Consider the following 21,066-nt stretch of genomic DNA (forward strand, 5'->3'; position numbering starts at 1 on the left):
TACGATGCGACCTATGGCGCTGCTGCACCGGGCGGAGATGCACCCCACCAAGTTCGCACTGCTGGCGGCGTGGCTGCCCGGCCGACCGTGGTACCAGGGGCCGGCCGGCGCCGACGTCGAGCGCGTGGCGTCCTACCGGTTCGACGATCCGGCCGGCGCAGTCGGCGTCGAGACGCTGCTCGTCAGGGCCGGCGACGGGCCGGTCCACCAGGTGCCGCTGACCTACCGCGGCGCGCCCCTCGACGGCGGCGACGACTGGCTCGTCGGCACCACCGAGCACTCCGTGCTCGGCCGCCGCTGGGTCTACGACGGCTGTGCCGACCCCGTCTACGCCGCCACGCTGGCGGCGGCCGTCCTCGCCGACGCCGGGCAGGCGGAGGAGTTCTTCGAGGTCGACGGCCGGCGCGAGCACCGTGAGCCCACGATGGACATCGCCGGCAGCGGCACCCGGGGCGTCGAGGTCCCGCCCGTCGGCGCCGTACGCCGCGTGGTGGAGGACGACCTCACCCTCATCGTCACCGACTCCGTGGAGTTGGCCGTCGTGCGCCGTCCCGACGGCGACACCGCGTCCGACGGCGCCGTGCTGACCGGCACGTGGAGCGACCAGCCCACCCCGCTGCCCCTGGCGTACGCCCGCCTGCGCTGAGCGCAGCCTCGCCAACGAGGGGTGGCACGGGCTCGGGGCTGCTCGGCGCCCCGACCGGCCCGAACGGTCAATCGGCCGGCGGGACGAGGAGCCTGTCGTCCGTCCCGGAGCCGCCGGCGGGTGGCCGGCGTTCGCCAGGGCGACCGGCTGACCGGTGCGTCCCGTCCCGTCACGACGCGCGGCCGGTCCCGGGATCGGTGACCGGCCGCGACGTCGGGCGGGACGACTCAGCCCCAGATGGCGCCCGCCCACTCCGGATGGTCGACGAACGGGTTCCGGTTGCCCTGCCAGCGCTCGTAGATCCGCTGGTTGCGGCGCTTCTCGAACGCGTCCGGCGGGTCGGCCTGGTTCCACTGGAGCAGCACCGACATCTTGCCGTGGTACGGCGCGGTGCCGTTGTTGACCGACTGGTTCAGTTCCAGGTTCGGCCAGCCGTCGGTGCCCTCGTACCGGATCGCCATATACATGATCATGCGTGCCACGTCGCCCTTGACGGCGTTGCGCGGCTCCCACGAGTCGGCGTCGGTGTAGCAGCCCGGCGCCTCGGTGACCGGACTACCGCCGTTGTCGAAGTCCTTGTTGCCGCGCGTCGAGTTGACCGAGACGTCGGTCGGCCGCAGGTGGTGCACGTCGGTTCCCGGCCCGGTCGCGGTGCCGAAGTCGCCGTGCGACTTGGCCCAGACGTGCTCACGGTTCCAGTCGTTGACGCCGCCGCCGTTGCTGGTCTTGCTCTGGGAGCGACCGGTGTAGAGCAGGATGACGTTGCTGCTGTTCGCCGGGTCCTGGTCGGTGTCGCGCAGCGCCTCCCACACCTGGTCGTAGGAGAGCTTCGTCTGCACCTTGATGATCGAATGCAACGAGCTGCGCAGCGCCGGGCCGGACTTGCCGATCGCGTTGGCGTAGTAGGTGGAGTCGTAGTCGCCACCGGGTACCGGGGTGGTGGTCGGAACCGGGGTCGGCGACTGGCTCGGCGAGGGAGCGGTGCCGCCGAGGGTCATCGCCGTCGGGTTCTTCAGGCCGCCGTGGCTGAAGTACGCGGTGAGGGTGCCGGTGGCGGTGACCCGCTGGCCCCGCAGCCCCGGGTTGGTGAGCAGCCCGAACGTGCTGCGGTAGGCGGTGGTGACCTGGACGTAGAGCATCCGGCTGGGCCCGGTCTCGGCCGCCGTGTCGGCGATCGCGATCGCGGTGTCCGAGGTGAAACCGGACCTGAGCACCGTCGTGTTGCTGGTCGGCTGGCCGATGACGTAGCCGGTCACGGTGGCCGTCCGGCCGTCCTGCGCGGCGAGCGCCTGGGCCACGGTCAGGGTGGTGGCGGCCGACGCCGCCGCCGTCACCGCCACGGGCGCCACCAGCACGACGGCCAGCGCGAACGCCATCGCCAGCCTTCTGGGCCCCGAGCGGGCACTGCTCCTCATATTCATGAGCAGCGATGCTAGCGGTGCGGGCGTGAACGCCGGGAGAGCGGGAGCGCAACTTTCGGCCAGCGCCTCGTCGGCGCGTACCTGACCACCGGGCGGAGCACCGGCCGGAGCATGCTACCCGGGCGTCGGACCGGCGCGCAGGTAGGTCAGGTGTCGCCACGCCGGCACCCGGCGGTCACCGCGCCGGGCGGCGACGGACGGGGCGGCCCGGCGCTCGCCGGGGGTAGGCTGACCTGCGTGGATCACGAAGACCGCATCGCACTCTTCCTCGACTACGAGAACCTCGCGCTGGGGGCCCGCGACCACCTCGGCGGGGTGGCCTTCGACTTCCGCCCCATCGCCGACGCCCTCGCCGAGCGCGGCCGGGTGGTGGTGCGCCGGGCGTACGCGGACTGGTCCTACTTCGACGAGGACCGGCGAATGCTCACCCGCTCGCACGTCGAGCTCATCGAGATTCCCCAGCGGATGGGGGCGTCGCGCAAGAACGCCGCCGACATCAAGATGGCCGTGGACGCCGTGGAGTTGGCCTTCGAGCGCGGGTACATCTCGACCTTCGTCATCTGCACCGGCGACAGCGACTTCACCCCACTGGTCCACAAGCTGCGTGAGCTGAACAAGCGCGTGATCGGCGTCGGAGTGGAGAACTCGACCTCGGCGCTGCTGCCGCCCGCGTGCGACGAGTTCCTCTACTACGACCGGCTGGAGGGCGTCGACAGCCCTCCCGCCCGGGTCCGGCGCGGCCGCCCGGCCCGCCTGCCCAGCCCCGACGTGCCGCGGGTGGAGCAGGAGCCCGAGCCCGAGGCGCAGCCGGCGGCCGAGGAGGCCGCCCGGGACGTCGACACGCTCGCCGTGCTCGTGGCCCAGACCGTCGCCGGCCTCCAGGGCAGTTCGAGCGGCGAGGTGACCGCCTCGACGTTGAAGCGCACCCTGCTGCGCAAGGACCCGACGTTCAGCGAGTCCGACTACGGGTTCCGCACCTTCGGGGAGCTGCTGCGGCACCTCGCCGGGCACAACGTGGTCGAGCTGGCGGAGGGGCCCGCCAAGGGCGACCCCGAGGTCTCCCTGCCCGAGCACGGCGACCGCGAGGTGGCGTTCGGGCTGCTCGGCTCGGTGGTGGCGGACCTCGCCGGCGACGAGGGCGCGGTGGCCCTCTCCGGCCTGAAGAACCAGCTGCGCCGGGCGCGGCCGGACTTCAGCGAGAAGAAGCTGGGCTACCGCAGCTTCCTCCAGTTCTGCAAGGCGGCCGCCACCAGCGGCGTCGTCGACCTGCGGTGGAGCCCCGAGGCCGACGACTACCTCCTCACCCCCCGGGCCGCCTGAGCAGCTGCCGCCGGCGGCGTCGTTGCGGACGCGCCCCGTTTCCGGACGCCGCGTGCGCGTTCATGAAGAAGGTCACCGCCACCGACACCTGGGTCGCCGCCGCCAAGGCCCGCGCCGACGCGCGCAAGGCCGCCGGCCAGCCGTTCACCGGCGTCTACACGGGCAACGTCGCCGCCGACAAGCGGATCTTCGACGAGCTGTACCAGCCCACCGGCAACAAGCGCTTCGACGACGCGGTGGCCACCTCCGCTCCGTGCAGGACGCCGCGTTCGCGATGCCGGCCTCGCCCGCCGGCGCCGAGTTCGACAAGGCCTGGACGGACGCGGTCAACCGGGTCCTCTCGGGTCAGGCGCAGCCGGCGGAGGCGCTGGCCCGGCGGGAGGCGCGCTGGGCGTACCTCTTTCTGGCGCCGTGGATCGTCGGGTTCCTGGTCTTCAACGCCGGCCCGATGATCGCCAGCGCCTGGCTCAGCCTCACCGAGTACGACGCCATCAACGCTCCCCGGTACACGGGCCTGGACAACTACCGGGAGCTGATGGCCGACCCGATGGTGGAGCGCAGCCTGGGCAACACCGTGTACTACACGCTCCTGCACGTGCCGCTGGTGATGGCGATCTCGCTGGGGCTGGCGCTGCTGCTCAAGCGGGTGGGGCGGTTGTAGGGCTTCTTCCGTACCGTCTTCTACCTGCCGGTGATGACCCCGACGATGGCCGTGGGCATCCTGTTCCTGCTCAACACCCAGGACGGCCTGATCAACCGCGGCCTCGCCCTGGTCGGGATCGACGGCCCGAGCTGGACCACCGACCCGGACTGGGTGATGCCCGGCATCGTCCTGATGGGCCTGTGGAGCCTCGGCTCCACCGTGATCATCTATCTGGCCGCCCTGCAGAACGTGCCGCGCGACCTGTACGAGGCGGCGAGCATCGACGGCGCCGGCGGCTGGGCCCGGTTCCGGCACGTGACACTGCCGATGATCTCGGGGCGCTGTTCTTCACGCTGATCGTCAACACCATCTCGTCGCTGCAGATGTTCACCGAGGTCTACACCATGTACTTCGGCAACCGGCAGACGCAGGGATCGTTCAACAGCCCCGCTTCGGCTACGGCGGCGAGCAGCAGGGGGAGATCGTGCTCGCGGGCAGCATCATCGCGACCGTGCCGATGCTGGTGCTGTTCTTCCTCGCCCAGCGGCACTTCGTCGAGGGCATCGCCACCACCGGACGCAAGGGCTGACCCCGCCGTGCCCGGCCCGGCCCGTCGTTCCGGGCCGGGCCGGGCACGTGCGGGCTCAGGGAATCGTCACGCCGTACGCGGCCAGGATCTCGACGATCGGCTGGTAGTACGTGGTGCCGCCGGTCGTGCAGTTGCCGCTGCCACCGGAGAGGATGCCGAGGACGACGCCGGTGCCGGGGACGTAGAGCGGTCCGCCGCTGTCGCCAGGCTCGGCGCAGATGTTGGTCCGGATCAGCCCGGTGACGGCGCCACCGGCGAAGTTCACGGTCGCGTTGAGGCCGGTGACCGTACCGCAGCGGACGCCGGTCGTGGAGCCGCTGCGGCAGACCATCTGGCCGACGTAGGCGTTGCCGGCACCGTTGATCGTGACCAGGCCGGGGTACGTGTAGACGGCGCTGGGGTGGGCGACCAGGCTCGTGTAGCGGACCAGCCCGTAGTCGTTGCCGGGGAAGCTGCTGCCCACCCGGCTGCCGAGCACGGTGGTCTGCGCGCTGTTGGCGTACCAGGTCGCGCCGGCGGCGGTGCAGTGCCCGGCGGTCACGAAGTAGTAGGTGCTGCCGCTGCGGACGTTGGCGCCGAGGGAGCACCGCCCGCCGCCGCCGTAGATCGCCTGACCGCCGGCGATGAGCAGCCGCAGCTCACCCGGCTCGTGCCGGAGCACCGCACCGGCCCGGGTGGCGGTCGCCCGCAGCGCGGCAACGTCCCGGGCGGAGACGGTGTCGTCGACGGTCAGGGTCATCCGGCCGGTCGCGGGGTCGAGGCCCCAGGCGGTGCCGGTGGTGCGGATCTGCGCGAGCGCGGTCGCGGCGCGTTCGGCGGGGGTGGGGATGGGGGCGGCGTGGGCGGGCGCCGACAGGCCGAGCAGCAGCGCGGCGAGCAGGAGCAGGGCGAGCGGGAAACGACGCATCGAACCTCCAAAGATTCGTTTCTGTCGATTCCCTAAAGGATCCACCCCGGGCGTGACGCGGACAAGCGGCCGGTCGGTCCGGCTCGTGGGGATGCCACCGACGGTGTCGGTGGCATCGGGGCGGCCCGGCTACGGCAGCGGGTGGGAGATGCCCCGGGCATGGTCGGTGAGGGCGGCGCCGACCACGGTCGCCTCCAGCGGCAGCACCTCCAGGCAGCGGCGTACGGCGGCGGCCATCAGGACGTTCGGCACCCGCATCGACAGCGTGCAGTGCGGCACCCACCGCCCCGGCTGGTAGTGCTCGACCAGCCCGATGCCGGCCCCGGCCAGCCGGCCGTGCACCCGCGCGTGGTGCGCGAGCAGCTCGACGGTGGGGGTCGGGCCCAGCCACAGGACCCGGCCGACGAACTGCCCGGCGTGTTCGAAGCTCAGCCGCAGCGGCGCGGCCACCACCGTCCCGCGCAGCGCCGCCGCGACCCGCTCCGGATCGAAGCGGGGCGCGACGGCGAGCGAGACGTGCGGCCGGTGACGCTGCTCCAGCAGCGACCGCATGCTCTGCACGCCCTCGGACTCCAGCGCCTCCCAGAGCACCCGGATCCGTCGGGTGGCGTCGGTGTCCAGGTAGAGCTCCAGCGCCGCGACCACATGATCACTCTAGGGTCGCGGTGGTCACGGCACGACGACGGCCCGGCCCTCCAGCGTGCCGTCGGCCATCTTCCGGTACGCGTCGACCGCCTCGTCCAGCGAGAAGGTGGTGGCCTTCGGCTTCACCAGCCCCCGGGCACCCAGTTCGAGCACCTCGATGAGTTCCGGCCGGCTGCCCCAGTACGTGGTCTGGATGCTCACCTCGTACGGCACCGAGAAGAAGCCCACCGGCAGGGTGCCGCCGCCGATGCCGACGATGGTGAGGTCGCCGACGGTGCGGGCGGCGGCGGCGCCGAGCGCGAGGGTGGGGTCGGCGCCGACGAAGTCCAGGATCACGTCCGCGCCCCGGCCGCCGGTGGCCTGGCGGATCTCCTGGGCGGTGTCCGCGCCGGAGAGCATGGTCAGATCGGCGCCGCACTCCTCGCCGAGCCGCAGCGCCTCCTCGCGGGTGTCCACCGCGATCACCCGCGCCGCGGTGGTGGCCTTGAGGATCTGCACGCCGACGTGCCCGAGCCCACCCACGCCGATCACCACGGCGGTGCTGGTCGGGCCGAGCTTCGCCCAGGAACGGCGGATCGCGTGGTACGGGGTGAGCCCCGCGTCGGTCAGCGGCGCCGCCAGCACGGGGTCGAGCCCGTCGGGCAGCGGCACCACCTGCCGGGCCTGCGGCACCAGCATGTACTCGGCCATGCCACCGTCGAGGCCGAGGCCGCCGCCCCCGCCGGGCACCGGCGCCTCGGCGACGTTCTCGCAGTACGGGTCGACGCCCACCCGGCAGCGGGCGCAGGTGCCGCAGCCCCACGGTCCGTACACGGCCACCGGCTGGCCCACCGTCAGCCCGGTGACCCCGTCCCCGAGCGCGTGCACCCAGCCGGCGTTCTCGTGGCCGAGGGTGAACGGCGGGTTCCAGGGCACCGCGCCGGCTTCGAAGTCGTGCATCAGGTGCAGGTCGGAGTGGCAGGCCCCGGCACCGCCGATCTTCACCACCACCTGACCCGGGCCGGGGGTCGGCTCGTCGACCTCGACCAACTCGGGCTCGGACTTCCAGCCCGGCAACCGCAGTGCGCGCATCAGACGCCTCCTGTTCTCCCGCTTCCGGTCCGACTGCCGGCTGCCCGTTCAGCGACCCGCCAAACGGGTCCCGCGGCGGGTCGGCTCACCCCTTCCGGGTGAGCCGGGAACGCGGCCGGTCGCCGGGTCGCCGAGGGCGGCCCACAGGACAGGTCATTCCGCCAAGGGCACGCGCGGTCCACGGGGCGGTCATTCCGCCGATGGCACGCGGCTCACGGCGAGGCCACCCCGTCGAGGGTGGGGCCCATGGCGGGCCGTGGGTGGGTCGTCCGGGCGGCCGCCTCCGACGGCGACAACGTGGACGGCCCCGAGCGCCGGCTCGTCGGCTCCGTGCCCGGCCGGCTCGTCGGCTCCGTGCCCGGCCGGCTCGTCGGCTCCGTGCCCGGCCGGCTCGTCGGCTCCGTGCCCGGGCGGGTGGTCGGTCCGGCTCCGGGGCGGGCCGTCGGGTCGGCTCCGGGACGCCCGGTCGGTCCCGCTCCCGGTGGGCCGGTCGGCTCGGCGCCGGGCCGACCGGACGGGCTGCCGGCCGGGTCGGGGCTGCGCGGCTCGTCGGCCAGCACCCGCTCGCAGTAGCCGGCCACCTTCTCGCGGCCACCGGCGGCGCGGATCAGGTTGGCGAAGGCGTCGTCGTCGAGCGCACCGCCCGGGCCGTCGTCGCCGTCGGTCCGGTATGCCCGGCAGGACTCCCGCACGGCCGCGTCGGGTTCCGGCCGGCCGTCCACCCCGCCCGTCGGCGCCCGCGAAGGGTCGGGAACCGCCGTGCGGGAGGCGTCCGGATCGGGGGCAGGCTGGACAGCGGCGGTGGTGGGCGCCGGAGCCCGCAACGGGTGGGGCAGGGTGCCCCCGGTGGCGGCGAGGGCCACCCCGCCCGTGAGCGCGAGCGCCGCACCGGCGAGTGCGGCGCGCACGCCGAAGCCCGCGAGGGCGGGGCGGCGTCGCTGCGGCAGCTCGGGAGGGTGCCCGGCCCGGACCAGCCGGTAGGCCCGGACGGCGGCCTCCTCGCCGGCCAGCTCCCGGGGGTGGGGCGCGGCGCGCACCGCGGTCAACAGCGAGGCGACGGGACGTGGGCCGTCCTGCGGGTCGAGGACCGGACCGCCGAGCAGCCGCTCGACGGTTTCCTGGTCCATCCGGTGTGCTTTCATCTCGTGTCCCTCAGCGCCACGGGCTGCCGGACCGTCACACGGGTCGGGGTGTGACGGCCGACAAAGGCCGGATCGGGGGACCGGGGCCTGGCTCAGCCCATCGTCTTGGCGCCGTCGATCGCCTCGCGCAGGATGTCGGCGTGCCCCGCGTGCTGGGACGTCTCGGCGACGAGGTGCAGCAGGACGCGGCGGACGGACCAGCTCGCGCCCGGCTGGAACCAGGGGGCCTGCGGCAGCGGGTGGGTGGCGTCGAGGTCGAGGGTGCCGACCAGTTCGTCGGTCTCGGCGGCCACCCGGGCGTAGTCGTCGAGCAGCCCCGCCAGCGTCTCGCCCCCGTGGATGCGGAACTGGCCGGCCCAGTCGAGCGGCTCGCTGTTCATCGCCTCGGCACCGCCGACGGCGAACCACATCCACCGCTGCTCGACCTGCGTCACGTGCTTGATCAGACCGCCGGGACACAACTCGCTGACGGTGCTGCGAGTGGCGGCCTGCTCGTCGGTCAGACCCTCGACGGTCTGCCGCAGGAAGCCGCGATGCAGACGCAGCGTCTCCACCAGGTCGGCCCGCTCGCCGGTCAACTGATCAGTCGTGGACATCGCCACGCTCCCTCCTGGGCTCCTTCGGAACGCGGCTGAGCCTAGGACCGCCCACCGACAGAAACGGCTTCCAGGACGCCGGGTTTCCGCCACCGGTTGCCGTTTCGTCCGGTCCGAGGTGCACTGGACCACATGGGTGTGATCAAGGTGGGCACGTCCTCCTGGGCGGACCGGATGCTGCTGCGCTCGGGCTGGTATCCCCGCACGGCGAACACCCCGGCCGGCCGGCTCGACTTCTACGCCGGGCACTTCCCGATGGTCGAGGTGGACACCTCCTACTACGCGGTCCCCGTGCCGGAGACGACGCAGGGCTGGGTCGACGCCACGCCCGAGGGCTTCACCTTCGACGTCAAGGCATTCAGCCTCTTCACCGGCCACCCGACACCGGTGGCGGCGTTGCCGCGCGACCTGCGCCCGGCCGGCGCCCCGGGTCGCATCCGCCGCCGCGACCTGCCGGCGGCCGCGTACGACGAACTGTGGGACCGGTTCCGGGCGGCGCTGGACCCGATCGCGGCGGCCGACCGGCTCGGCGCGGTCCTGCTCCAGTTTCCACCGTGGCTGGCCCGGGGAGCCGCCGCCGAGCGGCGCATCGCCGAACTGGCGGAGCGGTGCCGACCATGGCGGGTCGCCGTCGAGCTGCGCCACGGGTCCTGGTTCGACGGCACGGCGGCGCTGGACACGCTCGCGTTCCTGCGGGACCGGAACCTGTCGTTCGTCTGCGTCGACATGCCGCAGGGGCATCCGTCGTCGGTGCCGCCGATCCTCTTCGCCACGGCGGAGCTGGCGGTCGTGCGGTTCCACGGGCACAGCACCGCCTGGGAGACCGGGGACAAGCAGGAGAAGTTCCGCTACGCGTACGGCGACGAGGAGCTGCGCCGCTGGTCGGAGCTGCTGGTCGAGCTGGCCGGGCAGGCGCAGGAGCTGCACGCGCTGTTCAACAACTGCTGCGAGGACCAGGCCCAACGCGACGCCGCCCGGCTCGCCGAGCTGCTGGGCGTGCGGCCGGCGGGGCGGGGTCGGGCGGAGCGGGCCGCAGCCGGCTCCTCCTCCTGAGCACGCCGCGTGTCGTCCGGCCCGGGCGGAGGCGTCGGCGGGAGGTTTTCCCACCGGCCGCCCGGGTACCGCCCGGGGCGTGAGCGACGGAAGGGGACGCGGTGATGGGTGAGCGGCGGCAGGAGCACGGCGAGGAGGCGACGCCGGGCGTACCGCAGGACGCGGCGGCGCGCGAGACCCGGCAGGCGCAGGACGCCCACGGCGGAAGCATGGCGCCCGGTCTGGTGGACGACACCGGCCATCCGGTGGCGGACGACCCCACCGAGGTCGCCGGGGAGGACACCGCCGGCGGCTGAGCCGACCGCCGGGAGGGGCCCGGCACGCGGCCTTATCGCGTCGACCGGGGCCGCCGGCCTCGGGCATGATCGCCCGATGGCGGCAACCTCCCGTGCGCTCCTGCGCTGGCAGTTCGACCTGACGTGGTCGCTGTTCGAATACCACCTCGAACGCATCGAGGCGGCGGACTTCCTCTGGGAACCGGCGGCGCGCTGCTGGACGGTGCGTCCCGGCCCCGCCGGCGGGTGGACCCCCGACTGGGCGGACACCGAGCCCGAGCCCGTGCCGGTTCCGACGATCGGCTGGCTGTCGTGGCACATGGGCTGGTGGTGGAGCGTGGCCATGGACCATCTCGGCGGACGGCCACCGCGGCAGCGCACCGACGTCGGATGGCCGGGCCCGGGCGGGCCGACGATCACCTGGCTGCGGGGGCTGCGCGCCGAGTGGCTCGGTCAGCTCGACCGGCTCACCGACGCCGACCTCGACGCCCCCGCGTCGTTCCCGTGGCAGGAGGACGCCGGGCACACGGTCGGGCACATGCTCGCCTGGGTCAACGCCGAGCTGATGAAGAACGCCGCCGAGATCGGCCAACTCCGGCTGCTGCGCGTCGCGGGACGCGGCTGACCGCCGCAAGCAGGCGCCGGGTGACCCGGCCCGCCGCGCCCGGGTCCGTACCGGTCACGACCGTCGGCCCCGGGTCCGCAGCGCGTCCTCCGTCCGGGGCTCGACGTCGGCGGCGTCGGGAAAGGTCCGGCGGGCCGGCGCCGGGTCCGGCGGCGCGCCGGGGCCCGCCGGCCGCGTGGGCGTCGGTTCGACCGGGCCGAAACCGTGCCGCCCGGCCGGCCCCGACGCTCCCGCCGGCTCACCGGCCCGCCGCTCCCCGCGCCGCCCCTCCGGTACGGCGGTCTCCTCGCTGCCCTCGTCCATGGGGTCGTGCCCGCCGGTGCCCCACGGCGGCTCCGCGTCCAGCCCGTCCCTGGTCACCCAGGGCGTGGTCGCCTCCGGTGGGCGTCGGTCCCCGCCGCGTCCGTCTCCTGCCGTCATGGCCACCTCGCTACTCGGTCCGCCGGTAGAGGCTCCGAATCCCCGTCGCCGGGGCGGTCATGCCTCCCGGCGCCGGATCCCGGCGGGCGGAGGAGACGCGGAGTGGCGCCCCGCCGCCGAGGAGTCGGCGGGACGCCCCTCGGCGGTACGCCGGTCAGCAGCGGCCGGACTTCGCCATCCGCTTCTTGTTGGCCGCGCCCATGGCCATGAGCGCGCCCATCCCCTTCGGGGCGTTCCGCATGCCGCCGACGCGCCCGAGCATGCCCCGGAACACCTCGCCGGGCTTCTGCTGCTCGCCCATGTACGCGGTCATCACGATGAGCGCCCCGGTCATCGCCGGGATGGCCCACTGGAGCATCCGCATCTGCCGCTGACACGACGCCACGTTCGACGGCGTGTGCGAGTTCGGCTCGGTGACCCCCTCGACCGCCGGTCCGCCGGCCTTCTCCAGCTTCATGCCGAGCAGCCGGCTGTAGCCGGTCACCGCCAGCGCGCCGACCGTCAACGCCGTCTTCAGCGTGCTGGCCCGGGCCACTCCCGACTGGGCGGCCACCCGAGGGCTCTCCGTCACCAGTTCCCCGACGGCCCCCGCCAGGTGGGCGCCGATCGCCGCGGCGTTCACCGGGGTCCACCGGGCCCAGCCGGCCGAGGCCATCGGCAACCGCTGGGTCGAGTCGTTCATCTGTGCCGCCGCGCCGTTGACACCGAACGCTCCCATCAGGGAGCCCCCGAACCAGGCTGCCAGGCCCAGATCGTGCATCGAGCGCAGTGCGGTGTGTCGTTCGGACATCTGATCCCCTTCCACCGTGTCGGGCGGTGCGGCATACCCGCCGCCCGGTCGGCTAATCCCGCCCGTCACCTGCTGATACGCCCCGGCGGCGCAGATACCGGGCCGGCGTCCGTACCCGGTCGACGACGGGACGGGGCCGGGAGGAGTCGGCGGGGCCGGTGGCGGGTAGGTCGTCGGACGACCCGACGAGAGGGGTAGCCGATGTCGCAGCCGGAGGAGAGCCGGGAGAAGACCGCGTCGACCGACGCGGTGCTGATGCACCCGGACAACGATCCGCGCAAGACCACGGCCCAGGTGCCGCCGCCGGCCGAGCGCGGCGAGACCCGTGTGGAGCGCGACGGCGAGATGGTGCCCGTCGACACCGACGAGTGATCAGCGGCGTCCCGGGCGGCGCAGGGCCGTCCGGGACGGGCGTACGGGGACGGGCGAGGTCGGGAGCGAGGGACGTGGGCGACGGGCGGGACCGGTCGGGCGGGCCGGCGGCGGTGGACCACGCGCGGATCTTCGACGCCGCGCCGTCGCCGTACCTGGTGCTCGATCCGGACCTGGTGATCGTCGAGGTCAACGAGGCGTACCTGCGCGCCACCGTCCGTACCCGGGAGGAGTTGCTCGGGCGGGAACTGTTCGCCGCGTTCCCGGCGAACCCGGACGACCCGGAGGGCACCGGGGTGCCGAACCTGCGGGCCTCCCTGCTGCGGGCGCGGGAGACGGGGCGGGCGGACACGATGGCGTTGCAGCGCTACGACATCCCCGACGGCGTCGGCGGCTTCGTGCGGCGGTACTGGAGCCCGATGAACGTGCCGATCCTCGACGACCACGGGCGCGTCGTGCTGCTGCTGCACCGGCCCGAGGACGTCACGGACTTCGTCCGGCAGCGGCAGCGGACCAGGGACGAACAGGCCCGCGGCGAGAGCTTCCGGCGGCGCATGGAGGCGGCCGAGGCCGACCTGTACGCCCGTGCGCAGGAACTGCGCGGCGCGCTGGAGGCCCACGCGGTGGCCAACCGGCGCCTCGCGACCCTGGTCGACCTGGCCGCCGACCTGGCCGGCTGCGAGAGCGTCGCGGAGTTGACCGAGGTGGTCGTCGACCGGGGCCTCGGGGCGCTCGGCGCCGACGGCGGCGCCGTCGCCGTGCGCGACGCCACCGACCTGTTGCGGTTGACGTTGACCGACAGCCTCGGCGGTGGCGCCCGCGCCCGCTACGCCGAACTGCCGCTGACCGGTCCGCTGCCGTCCAGCGTCTCGGCGTACGCGGGTCGCACGGTGTTCCTGCCCCACCGGGCCGCCGCGCTGGACTTCGCGCCGGAGATGGCGGAGGTCGTCGACACCACGGGGCTGGAGGCGTGGGCCTCGCTGCCGCTGCGGGTGGGGGAGCGGCTGCTCGGCGCGCTGACCGTCGGCTGGCGCGCGCCGCACCCGTTCGAGCGGCGCGAGGTGGAGGTGCTGGGCGCGTTCGCGGCGCAGTGCGCGCAGACGCTCGACCGGATCCGGGTGCACGGGGAACAGCGGCGCACCTCGGAGACGCTGCAACGCAGTCTGCTCTCCGACCCGCCGCCGGTGGCCGGTCTCGACATCGCGGTGCGGTACCACCCGGCGGTGGAGCACGAGCAGGTCGGCGGGGACTGGTACGACGCGTTCCCCGCCGCCGACGGGGCCACCACCGTCGTGATCGGCGACGTCACCGGGCACGACCGCGCCGCGATGGCCGCGATGGCCCAGATCCGCAGCACGCTGCGCGGCGTCGCGTACGTGCTGGGCGAGCCGCCGGCGGCGATCTTCGCCGGGCTCGAACGGGCCCTGCGCGGGCTGGGCGTGTCGACGTTCGCCTCGGCCGTGGTGGGGCACGTGCGCGTCCCGGGCGCCGCAGACGCCCCGCGGGCGGCGCACCTCACCTGGTGCAACGCCGGCCATCCGCCGCCGGTGCTCGTGCACTCGGACGGCACCGCGCGGCTGCTGGTCACCGACCCGGACCCGCTGCTCGGTGTCGGGCCGCTGCCGCGCCGCGACCACGAGACCGACCTCGAACCGGGCGCGACCCTGGTGCTCTACACAGACGGGCTGGTCGAGCGCCGCGACCTGCCCATCGACGCCGGCATCGAACGTCTGCGGGCGGCGGCCGGACGGCTGTGCCACCTGCCGTTGGAGGCGTTCTGCGACGCGCTGCTCGCCGGGCTCACCGCCGAGCCGGACGACGACGTCGCCCTGCTGGCGCTGCGGGTCGGTTGAGGGCGGTCAGCGGGCCGGCAGGTCCGCCGCGAAGCGGGCCACCCGGGCCGCCAGCGGCCCGCTCGCGCGTACCCAGGTGAAGTGGTCCATCCGGGCGCCGGCCTGTGCCGCCGTGTAGCGCTCGCGGGCGACGGGCGCCGCGGCCAGCTTCGCGCACAGGTGGTCGAGGGTCTCGTGCGGGGTGTACTGGTCGTCGTCGACGCTGACCGCGAGCACGGGGGTGCGCAGCGCCCGCACGGCCGCCTCGGCGTCCACCCCGTCCAGGTGCGGGAAACGCCCGGTCCGCGCCGTGTGCGCCCAGTCCCGGATGACGCCGCGTGCCTGCCGGCCGCCGAAGCCCCAGCCGGGCCAGACGCCGAGCAGCCGGGCGGTCGCCGCGATCCCCTGGGTGTACGGCAGGACGCCGTACCCGCGCAGGCCCGGATAGCTGCGCCACCACGGCACGCCGACGGCGACCAGCGCCAGCCCGTCGACGTCGTGCCCGCCGTGCACGGCGAGATGCAGCAGGGCGGCCTGCCCGCCGAGGGAGTGCCCGAGCAGCAGCGTCCTGCGCCCGTCCCGCCGGGCCTTGAGCGACCCCAGCGCGGCGCCCACGTCGGCGGTCAGCTCCGCGTAGCCGTACCGGCAGGCGCGGCTCGGTTCCGGGGTGCTCTCCCCGGTGCCGCGCAGGTCGGCCACCGCCACGGCCAGGCCGGCGGCCCGCAGCGCGGCGGCGAACGGGCGGTAGTAGCGCGCCCGGACCCCCATGGCGGGCGTGATCAGCACGAGCGGGGCGTCGGTGACGCCGTCCGGATCGGGATACACCTGTAGCCCGAGGCGGGCCCCGTCGACCTCGACGAACTCCTGCCGGTATTCCCCCGTCGCGTTCACCGCCCCAGGCTACGGCCCGAGGCTACCGACGGGTAACCATCAGGTGGTGGGCGTCACGCGCGTGCCGTCGGATCGCCGGCGTGACGCCCCCGGGCCGTCCGCGTCACGCCACCGCCGGAGCGGGGCGGCCGACCGTGCTGACCGTGGCGTAGACCGCGCTCAGCTGCTCGGCGCAGCGCTTCCACGAGTACCGGTTGCGGATCCGGTCCAGCGCCGCCGTCGCGTACGCGAAACGACGGACCTTGTCGGCGAGCAGCCGGCGGACCGTGGAACCGAGGATCCGGGGGTCGCGCGGCGGCACGAGGTCGCCGGTCAGGCCGTCGACCACGCTGTCGGCGATCCCGCCGACGTTCGTGCCGACGACCGGCACCCCGCACGCCATGCTCTCCAGCGGGGTGAGCCCAAACGGCTCGTACCAGGGGGCGGCCACCAGCAGGTCCGCCGAGCGGTACCACGGGGCCAGCTCCTGCCGGGGCAGCCCGCCCAGCAGCTTCACCCGGTCGGCGACCCCGCAGGACTCGGCGAGCGCGCGGAGGCGGCGGGCGAAGCCGTCCGCCGGCAGCAGCTTCGCGGGCGGTCCGCCCACCACCACGCACTCGGCGTCCGGGACGGCCGGCAGGGCCCGTACGACGTCCTGGATGCCCTTGCGTTCCACCAGCCGTCCCACGGTGATGATCCGGTGACGGGCCGGATCGCGCGGGGCGACGGGCCCCTCGGGACGGAACAGTTCCTGGTTGACCCCGGCGGGGACCAGCGTCATCCGGGACCGGGGCACGCCGAGGCGGACCAGCTCACCCACCTCGTCCTGGCACTGCACGATGACCCGGTCCGCGGCCCGGCCCAGGGCCCGCTCGTAGCCCACCCGGCCTGGTGGGCTGGTGTCCCGGCCGCCCTTCGTCTGCCGCTTGACGGAGCCGAGGCTGTGGTACGTCAGCACCACCGGCACCCCGGTACGCCGGCCGGCGTGCAGGGTGGCCAGCCCGCTGGTCCAGAAGTGGGCGTGCGCCACGTCCGGCACCCAGTCGCCGTCGCGCCACTGGCCGGCCAGCCACCGACCGAACTCGCCCAGGTGCGGCAGCAGCTCGTCTCTCGGCACCCGCAGCGCCGGCCCGGCCGGCACGTGGCACACCTGGTAGCCGTCGGAGGTGAGCACGGAGTCGGGCGGGGCGGTGGAGTCGCGCCGGGTGTAGACGCGCACGTCGTGCCCCTCGCCCACGAGGGCGGCGGCGAGTTCCGCCACGTGCGTGTGCTGACCGCCGGACTCCCCCGCCCCTCCGACGGCGAGCGGACTGGCGTGCTCCGAGATCATCGCGATACGCATGTGCTTCCTCCATCGGCCGGCCCGTCGGCGGGGACCCGGTCGAGCCCCGGGGCGTCTCCTCGCCGCCTGGCGGACCCCGCCGCAGGAGTCCCTACCCTGGACCTCCCCTCCTAACCGCCACCCGCCCAGCTCGTCGTGAGGGACTCTCCGTCGGGTGTGGAGACGCCGACGGGCGGCGGGGCGAACCGCCCCACCGCCCGTGACCGGCCGACGACAGCAGGTCAGGACCGGTTGTCGTGGAGCATGCCCGGCCCGAAGACCTCGTAGGCGATCCGCTCCACGGGCACCCCCCGGCGCAGCAGGCCGCCCCGGACGGTGTTCATGAACGGCAACGGCCCGCACAGGTGCACGTGGGCGTCGGGGGAGAGCGGGATCAGTGCCGGGTCGACCCGGCCCGCGATGACCTCGGCGGTCACCCCGGCCAGCTCGCCGTCGGTGAGGTCCTCGTACCAGAGGGCGGTGCGCAGGTTGGGCAGCGCGGCGTGCAGGCGCGGCAGCTCGCCGCGGAACGCGTGCGCCGCGCCGGCCCGGTCGGCGTGCACCAGCACCACCGGGCGCTGCGGCTCGGTGGCGGCCAGGTGCTCCAGCGCGGCCATCGCCGGGGTCAGGCCGATGCCCGCGCTGACCAGCAGCAGCGGGCCCTCCCCGGCCACCGCGCTGACCTCGCCGAACGCCGGGCTGAGCCGGAGGACGTCGTCGACGCCCACGCGCTCGTGCAGGAAGGTGGAGACCATGCCGTCGGGGGCGCCGCCGACGCCGCGTACGTGCTTGACGGTGATCCGCCAGTGCGCGGCGCCGGGGCAGCCGGAGAGGCTGTACTGGCGGATCTGCTGACCGCGCCCGCCGTCCAGGTCGACGGCGACGGAGGTGTACTGGCCCGGGACGAAGGTGGGCACCGGTCCGCCGTCGGCCGGGACCAGGGTGAACGACACGACGTCCAGCGCCTCGGTGGTCCGGGCGGTGACCCGCCAGTCGCGCCACACGGGCTCGCCCTCGGCCAGCCCGGCCTCGGTGTAGAGGCGGGCCTCCCGGGCGATCAGCTCGCAGGCCAGCAGCCAGTAGACCTCGTCCCAGGCCGCCGCCACCTCGGCGGTGACGGCGTCGCCGAGCACCTCGCCGACGGCGGCGAGCAGGTGCCGGCCGACGATCGTGTACTGGGTGGCGGTGATGCCGAGCGAGGCGTGCTTGTGCGCGATGCGGTCCAGGATCGGCCCCCACGGCGCGTGGCTGCCGCCGGTCAGGTGCTCCGCGTACGCGACCACGGCGGCCGCGAGCGCGGCCTTCTGGGTGCCGGTGGCCTGGTTGCTGCGGTTGAAGATGTCGAGCAGTTCGGGGTGCGCGTCGAACATCCGCTGGTAGAACCGGCCGGTGATCGCCTCGCCGTGCGCCTGCACGGCGGGCAGGGTCGCCGTCACCACTGCTGCTGAGGACTCCGAGAGCACGACTGTCTCCTTCTGAGGTGAACCGCTCGAACCCCGACAGCAAAACAGGTATTCGAGATACCTCTTCAGGGCCGAAGGTCCCGGGTCGAGGGTCGTCCGGATCACATCCCGGGTCCGGTCGACCGTGGTGGGGGCTCGACCGCGGTGGCTAGGGTCGAGACGTGAAGCTCAACCGGTCCACCGACATGGCGCTGCGCATCGCCATGCTCGCCGCCGCGAACCCGCGACGGATGACCGTGGACGAGCTGTCCGACCAGCTCGACCTGCCCCGCAACCACGTCGCCAAGGTCGTGCAGCGGTTGCAGCGGCTCGGCGTGCTCGTCACCATCCGGGGCCGCTCCGGCGGGGTGGCCTTCGCCGAGGGCGGCGGCGACACCACGGTCGGGCACGTGGTGCGGGCCTTCGAGGGCGACGACGAGGTGGTCTCCTGCGACGAGCCGGCGTGCTCGCTGCGCGCGGCCTGCCGGCTGCGCGGCGAGCTGCGCCGGGCCCGCGACGCCTTCCTCGCCGTCCTGGACGGCGTGACCCTCGGCGGGCTCGTCGACGGGCCGACCGGCCCGGTGCTGCTCGCCCTCGGCCTGCCCCGCCCCCGCCCGGCACCGGCGCCGGGCGCGACGCCGCCCCCGGTCGGCCGGCGGGCCGTACCCGATCCGGTCTGAGGAGCGACGATGTCCCGTGATGCGGTCTCCCACCCGGTGTTCGCCCGGGTGTTCGCGCGGGCGAGCGTGGCGATGGACGCCGCCGGCGCGGCCGCCCACCGCCGCCGGCTCGTGGCCGGCCTCGCGGGCCGGGTGGTCGAGGTCGGTGCCGGCAACGGCCGCACCTTCGCGCACTACCCGGGCACCGTCGAGCGGGTGCTGGCGGTCGAGCCGGAACCCCGCCTGCGGGCGGCGGCGCGGGTGGCGGCGGCCGACGCGCCCGTACCCGTCGAGGTGGTCGACGGCCTCGCCGAGGCGTTGCCGGCGCCCGACGGCGACGCCGACGCGGTGGTGCTGTCCCTGGTGCTCTGCTCGGTGGCCGACCAGGCCGCCGCGCTGCGCGAGGCCCGCCGGGTGCTGCGGCCCGGCGGGCAGGTGCGCTTCTTCGAGCACGTACGCGCGCAGACGCCCGGCCTGCGCCGCGTCCAGCGGCTGGTCGACGCGACCGTGTGGCCGCTGTTCTGCGGCGGCTGCCACACCGGCCGCGACACGGTGGCCGCGATCCGGGCGGCGGGCTTCACCGTCACCGAGCTGGACGCGTTCCGCTTCCCCGACAGCGCGCTCCCGGCCCCGGCCGCCCCGCACGTGCTCGGCGCGGCCACCCGCGACTGACCCGCCCCCGGCCGCGACCGTGCCGCCTGCCCACGGGCCGTGCCGCCTGCCCGCCGCCGTTCGGTGGGCGGACGCGGCGGAACCCCGCGCCGAACGGCACGGGGTTCCGGGTCCCGGGAGGTGTCGCGGTCAGGAGACCGTGATCGAGCCGTCCCCGGCGCGGACGCAGGCCACGGAGCGCGCACCGGTGGTGGCCGCGCCCGTCAGGCACTGCCCGAGCACCTGGTGACCGGCGGCGTTCGGGTGCCACGACTCCTGGCAGGTCTGGAAGTAGCTCACGCAGGTGTTCGCGATCCGCTGGATGGCGATCTTGTCCTTGCCCGCGAGGCTGGTGACGAAGACGCCGTTCGGCGGGCTGTCCTGCAGGCGGATCGGGGTGGCGAGGGTGCCGGTCGGGCTCGTGCCGGACTCGCACAGCCGGGCGCCGTCGAAGGCCCGCTGCACGTTGAGGTAGACCAGGTCCGCGCCGGGGAACTCGGCGGCCAGGGTGTCCCGGGTGGACTTCACCATCGTGCCCAGCCCCTGGGAGAAGCGGTGCCCCGGCAGCAGGCTGGCCCGGTGGATCGGGCAGCCGGCCGCGTACCGCTCGGCGCCCAGCGCGCGGAACTTGTCCCGGGTGTCGCTACGGCCGTCCTCCTCGTGGAAGCGCGGCTCGAGGTCGAACGGCAGCGGGTTGGTGTAGTCCTGCAGGACGATCCGGTGCTGGCCGTCGGCGTCGATCTCGCGCAGCGTGGTGAGCAGCTGCCGTACGGCCGAGGTGGTCTCGGCGGTCGCGGCGCTCCACTGGGCGGCGGTGGCCAGGTCGGCGTCGGTGCAGGGCTTCTGCTCCACCGGTCCGCCGAGGTAGGCCCAGAACTCCCACCAGCCGGTCCAGGCGTCGGCGATGAAGCGGTTGGCGCACTTCTCCGCGACTTGGCCGAAGGTGAACGAGCTGTTGTTCGAGCCGACCCCGAGCAGCACCAGGTCGATGTCGTGGGTCCGGCCGACCGCGCGGAGCTGGTCGAGCTGGGCGGCCACCTGGCGGCCGTTGGCCCGGGCCGAGGAGGCGGCGGCGATGTCGTGCGGCTGGCCGCCGGAGCAGGCGAGGTTGAACCGGTCCTGGATGCCCGGCAGGTTGGCCCGGTGCAGCGAGGCGTTCGCCGAGCGGTGGCAGAAGTACGCGTTGCTGTTCGCGGCGGTCCAGCCCGGGAAGCCCTGGGCGACCCCGTTGACGTCGGCGACCGGGGTGTACGCCCCGGCGCCCTCGCCGCTGATGAAGCTGTCGCCGAGCGCCACCGCGGCGGTGGGCGGGGCTGCCGAGGCCGGGGCGGACAGCCCTACGGCGGTCGACAGCGTGGCGGTGGCCACGGCGAGCGCCGCCGCGAGTGCGGTACGACGGAACCTGGACATCACGTCCTCCATCTGTCCATCGAAATATGAAAGATCCTCTGAGAGCGAGATCACATCATCCGGACGCGACGGGCGTCAATGGACCGGTAACAGAAACTTTCGATGGCGGACACATCCGCCCCGGCGCGCCGCGCCGGGAAGGCCGGTCGGGGCGCCGTTGTTGTCACGGCTGGGCCCCACCCGCCGCCGGCTCGTTCGCAAACCGGTCACGGTGGCTCCGATGCGCCGGAACCGGACGGACCGCGCGACCCCGCCGCCCGGGCCCGCCCCGCCGCCAGCCGCGTGCCTCGCTGCGGGGCGCCGTCGTCCTGTCGCATCTCCCGGTTAGGCTCGCTGCGGCGCGCCGGCCGACCCGCGACGTCGGAC

Annotated in this window: 23 protein-coding genes; 11 read left to right on the forward strand and 12 right to left on the reverse strand. The window is 74.5% G+C overall.

From position 1 onward, the window contains the following. The first annotated feature begins 13 nt into the window (after window positions 1–13). Window positions 14–646, forward strand: coding sequence for a CG0192-related protein (locus tag CLT72_RS00370; protein WP_101409021.1), 633 nt, complete (start codon window positions 14–16; stop codon window positions 644–646). Between the two features lie 227 nt (window positions 647–873). Here CLT72_RS00370 and CLT72_RS00375 read toward each other — a convergent pair whose 3' ends face one another. After that, entirely contained in the window at window positions 874–2,022 is a 1,149-nt protein-coding gene (locus CLT72_RS00375; RefSeq protein ID WP_250100573.1) for an endonuclease, read from the reverse strand. A gap of 282 nt (window positions 2,023–2,304) precedes the next feature. Here CLT72_RS00375 and CLT72_RS00380 point away from each other — a divergent pair, with 282 nt between their 5' ends. From CLT72_RS00380 to CLT72_RS32470, 3 genes are all read left to right on the forward strand, one after another. Beyond that, window positions 2,305–3,387 (forward strand): NYN domain-containing protein, encoded by a 1,083-nt coding sequence (locus tag CLT72_RS00380; RefSeq protein WP_101414843.1) that lies wholly within the window; start codon window positions 2,305–2,307, stop codon window positions 3,385–3,387. Window positions 3,388–3,640: 253 nt separating this feature from the next. Beyond that, window positions 3,641–4,048 (forward strand): carbohydrate ABC transporter permease, encoded by a 408-nt coding sequence (locus CLT72_RS32465; protein ID WP_350820796.1) that lies wholly within the window; start codon window positions 3,641–3,643, stop codon window positions 4,046–4,048. 33 nt (window positions 4,049–4,081) lie between these two features. Then, on the forward strand, window positions 4,082–4,387 hold the full coding sequence (locus CLT72_RS32470) for a carbohydrate ABC transporter permease (protein WP_250100575.1): 306 nt from the start codon (window positions 4,082–4,084) through the stop codon (window positions 4,385–4,387). A 287-nt stretch (window positions 4,388–4,674) separates the two neighbouring features. On the opposite strand, the gene CLT72_RS00395 is transcribed toward CLT72_RS32470, so the two are convergent. The 5 genes from CLT72_RS00395 to CLT72_RS00415 all read right to left on the reverse strand — a co-directional run bounded on the left by CLT72_RS00395 (window position 4,675) and on the right by CLT72_RS00415 (window position 8,980). After that, entirely contained in the window at window positions 4,675–5,526 is an 852-nt protein-coding gene (locus CLT72_RS00395) for a S1 family peptidase (protein ID WP_101409023.1), read from the reverse strand. A 129-nt stretch (window positions 5,527–5,655) separates the two neighbouring features. Beyond that, a complete protein-coding gene (locus CLT72_RS00400) occupies window positions 5,656–6,171 on the reverse strand; it encodes a 2'-5' RNA ligase family protein (protein ID WP_101409024.1) in 516 nt (171 codons plus the stop codon). 24 nt (window positions 6,172–6,195) lie between these two features. Further along, window positions 6,196–7,242, reverse strand: a complete 1,047-nt coding sequence (locus CLT72_RS00405) for an NAD(P)-dependent alcohol dehydrogenase (protein WP_101409025.1) — start codon at window positions 7,240–7,242, stop codon at window positions 6,196–6,198. A gap of 212 nt (window positions 7,243–7,454) precedes the next feature. Then, window positions 7,455–8,369: a hypothetical protein gene (locus CLT72_RS00410; protein ID WP_101409026.1), complete on the reverse strand. Its 915-nt coding sequence runs from the start codon at window positions 8,367–8,369 to the stop codon at window positions 7,455–7,457. A gap of 107 nt (window positions 8,370–8,476) precedes the next feature. Beyond that, the gene (locus CLT72_RS00415; RefSeq protein WP_101409027.1) at window positions 8,477–8,980 is read right to left on the reverse strand and encodes a DinB family protein; all 504 of its coding nucleotides are present in this window, start codon (window positions 8,978–8,980) and stop codon (window positions 8,477–8,479) included. A gap of 132 nt (window positions 8,981–9,112) precedes the next feature. On the opposite strand from CLT72_RS00415, the gene CLT72_RS00420 reads away from it, so the two are divergent. The 3 genes from CLT72_RS00420 to CLT72_RS00430 all read left to right on the forward strand — a co-directional run bounded on the left by CLT72_RS00420 (window position 9,113) and on the right by CLT72_RS00430 (window position 10,933). Next, entirely contained in the window at window positions 9,113–10,033 is a 921-nt protein-coding gene (locus CLT72_RS00420; RefSeq protein WP_101409028.1) for a DUF72 domain-containing protein, read from the forward strand. Window positions 10,034–10,137: 104 nt separating this feature from the next. Beyond that, window positions 10,138–10,329, forward strand: a complete 192-nt coding sequence (locus CLT72_RS00425) for a hypothetical protein (RefSeq protein WP_101409029.1) — start codon at window positions 10,138–10,140, stop codon at window positions 10,327–10,329. A 76-nt stretch (window positions 10,330–10,405) separates the two neighbouring features. Beyond that, window positions 10,406–10,933: a DinB family protein gene (locus tag CLT72_RS00430; protein ID WP_101409030.1), complete on the forward strand. Its 528-nt coding sequence runs from the start codon at window positions 10,406–10,408 to the stop codon at window positions 10,931–10,933. A 54-nt stretch (window positions 10,934–10,987) separates the two neighbouring features. Here the strand turns inward: CLT72_RS00430 and CLT72_RS00435 are convergent, their stop codons facing one another. Together CLT72_RS00435 and CLT72_RS00440 are read right to left on the reverse strand one after the other, a co-directional pair. After that, complete coding sequence (locus CLT72_RS00435; protein WP_101409031.1) at window positions 10,988–11,353, reverse strand: hypothetical protein; 366 nt, start codon at window positions 11,351–11,353, stop codon at window positions 10,988–10,990. A 154-nt stretch (window positions 11,354–11,507) separates the two neighbouring features. After that, window positions 11,508–12,143, reverse strand: coding sequence for a hypothetical protein (locus tag CLT72_RS00440; protein WP_101409032.1), 636 nt, complete (start codon window positions 12,141–12,143; stop codon window positions 11,508–11,510). 201 nt (window positions 12,144–12,344) lie between these two features. Here CLT72_RS00440 and CLT72_RS32080 point away from each other — a divergent pair, with 201 nt between their 5' ends. Beyond that, window positions 12,345–12,515 carry a hypothetical protein gene (locus tag CLT72_RS32080; RefSeq protein ID WP_172896549.1) on the forward strand — a complete coding sequence of 57 codons (171 nt, stop codon included), beginning with the start codon at window positions 12,345–12,347 and terminating at the stop codon, window positions 12,513–12,515. 74 nt (window positions 12,516–12,589) lie between these two features. Further along, entirely contained in the window at window positions 12,590–14,368 is a 1,779-nt protein-coding gene (locus CLT72_RS00445) for a SpoIIE family protein phosphatase (protein ID WP_158241940.1), read from the forward strand. Between the two features lie 6 nt (window positions 14,369–14,374). Here CLT72_RS00445 and CLT72_RS00450 read toward each other — a convergent pair whose 3' ends face one another. From CLT72_RS00450 to CLT72_RS00460, 3 genes are all read right to left on the reverse strand, one after another. Then, window positions 14,375–15,238, reverse strand: coding sequence for an alpha/beta fold hydrolase (locus CLT72_RS00450; RefSeq protein WP_101409034.1), 864 nt, complete (start codon window positions 15,236–15,238; stop codon window positions 14,375–14,377). 103 nt (window positions 15,239–15,341) lie between these two features. After that, entirely contained in the window at window positions 15,342–16,559 is a 1,218-nt protein-coding gene (locus CLT72_RS00455; protein ID WP_101409035.1) for a glycosyltransferase, read from the reverse strand. Window positions 16,560–16,780: 221 nt separating this feature from the next. After that, a complete protein-coding gene (locus tag CLT72_RS00460; RefSeq protein WP_486484357.1) occupies window positions 16,781–18,049 on the reverse strand; it encodes a globin domain-containing protein in 1,269 nt (422 codons plus the stop codon). A 113-nt stretch (window positions 18,050–18,162) separates the two neighbouring features. Here CLT72_RS00460 and CLT72_RS00465 point away from each other — a divergent pair, with 113 nt between their 5' ends. After that, window positions 18,163–18,660, forward strand: a complete 498-nt coding sequence (locus CLT72_RS00465; protein ID WP_101409037.1) for an RrF2 family transcriptional regulator — start codon at window positions 18,163–18,165, stop codon at window positions 18,658–18,660. A 9-nt stretch (window positions 18,661–18,669) separates the two neighbouring features. Continuing rightward, window positions 18,670–19,311, forward strand: a complete 642-nt coding sequence (locus CLT72_RS00470) for a class I SAM-dependent methyltransferase (protein WP_101409038.1) — start codon at window positions 18,670–18,672, stop codon at window positions 19,309–19,311. 129 nt (window positions 19,312–19,440) lie between these two features. On the opposite strand, the gene CLT72_RS00475 is transcribed toward CLT72_RS00470, so the two are convergent. Next, window positions 19,441–20,700, reverse strand: coding sequence for an SGNH/GDSL hydrolase family protein (locus tag CLT72_RS00475; protein WP_101414844.1), 1,260 nt, complete (start codon window positions 20,698–20,700; stop codon window positions 19,441–19,443). Between the last annotated feature and the right edge of the window lie 366 nt (window positions 20,701–21,066).

The sequence above is a fragment of the Micromonospora sp. CNZ309 genome, from assembly GCF_002846525.1.

Coding starts and splice junctions, on each gene's coding strand:
- CLT72_RS00370 (WP_101409021.1), top strand. CDS start 14: ATGGCGCTGCTGCACCGGGCGGAGATGCACCCCACCAAGTTCGCACTG.
- CLT72_RS00375 (WP_250100573.1), bottom strand. CDS start 2,022: ATGGCGTTCGCGCTGGCCGTCGTGCTGGTGGCGCCCGTGGCGGTGACG.
- CLT72_RS32470 (WP_250100575.1), top strand. CDS start 4,082: ATGACCCCGACGATGGCCGTGGGCATCCTGTTCCTGCTCAACACCCAG.
- CLT72_RS00395 (WP_101409023.1), bottom strand. CDS start 5,526: ATGCGTCGTTTCCCGCTCGCCCTGCTCCTGCTCGCCGCGCTGCTGCTC.
- CLT72_RS00405 (WP_101409025.1), bottom strand. CDS start 7,242: ATGCGCGCACTGCGGTTGCCGGGCTGGAAGTCCGAGCCCGAGTTGGTC.
- CLT72_RS00410 (WP_101409026.1), bottom strand. CDS start 8,369: ATGGACCAGGAAACCGTCGAGCGGCTGCTCGGCGGTCCGGTCCTCGAC.
- CLT72_RS00415 (WP_101409027.1), bottom strand. CDS start 8,980: ATGTCCACGACTGATCAGTTGACCGGCGAGCGGGCCGACCTGGTGGAG.
- CLT72_RS00420 (WP_101409028.1), top strand. CDS start 9,113: ATGGGTGTGATCAAGGTGGGCACGTCCTCCTGGGCGGACCGGATGCTG.
- CLT72_RS00425 (WP_101409029.1), top strand. CDS start 10,138: ATGGGTGAGCGGCGGCAGGAGCACGGCGAGGAGGCGACGCCGGGCGTA.
- CLT72_RS00430 (WP_101409030.1), top strand. CDS start 10,406: ATGGCGGCAACCTCCCGTGCGCTCCTGCGCTGGCAGTTCGACCTGACG.
- CLT72_RS00435 (WP_101409031.1), bottom strand. CDS start 11,353: ATGACGGCAGGAGACGGACGCGGCGGGGACCGACGCCCACCGGAGGCG.
- CLT72_RS00440 (WP_101409032.1), bottom strand. CDS start 12,143: ATGTCCGAACGACACACCGCACTGCGCTCGATGCACGATCTGGGCCTG.
- CLT72_RS32080 (WP_172896549.1), top strand. CDS start 12,345: ATGTCGCAGCCGGAGGAGAGCCGGGAGAAGACCGCGTCGACCGACGCG.
- CLT72_RS00455 (WP_101409035.1), bottom strand. CDS start 16,559: ATGCGTATCGCGATGATCTCGGAGCACGCCAGTCCGCTCGCCGTCGGA.
- CLT72_RS00470 (WP_101409038.1), top strand. CDS start 18,670: ATGTCCCGTGATGCGGTCTCCCACCCGGTGTTCGCCCGGGTGTTCGCG.
- CLT72_RS00475 (WP_101414844.1), bottom strand. CDS start 20,700: ATGTCCAGGTTCCGTCGTACCGCACTCGCGGCGGCGCTCGCCGTGGCC.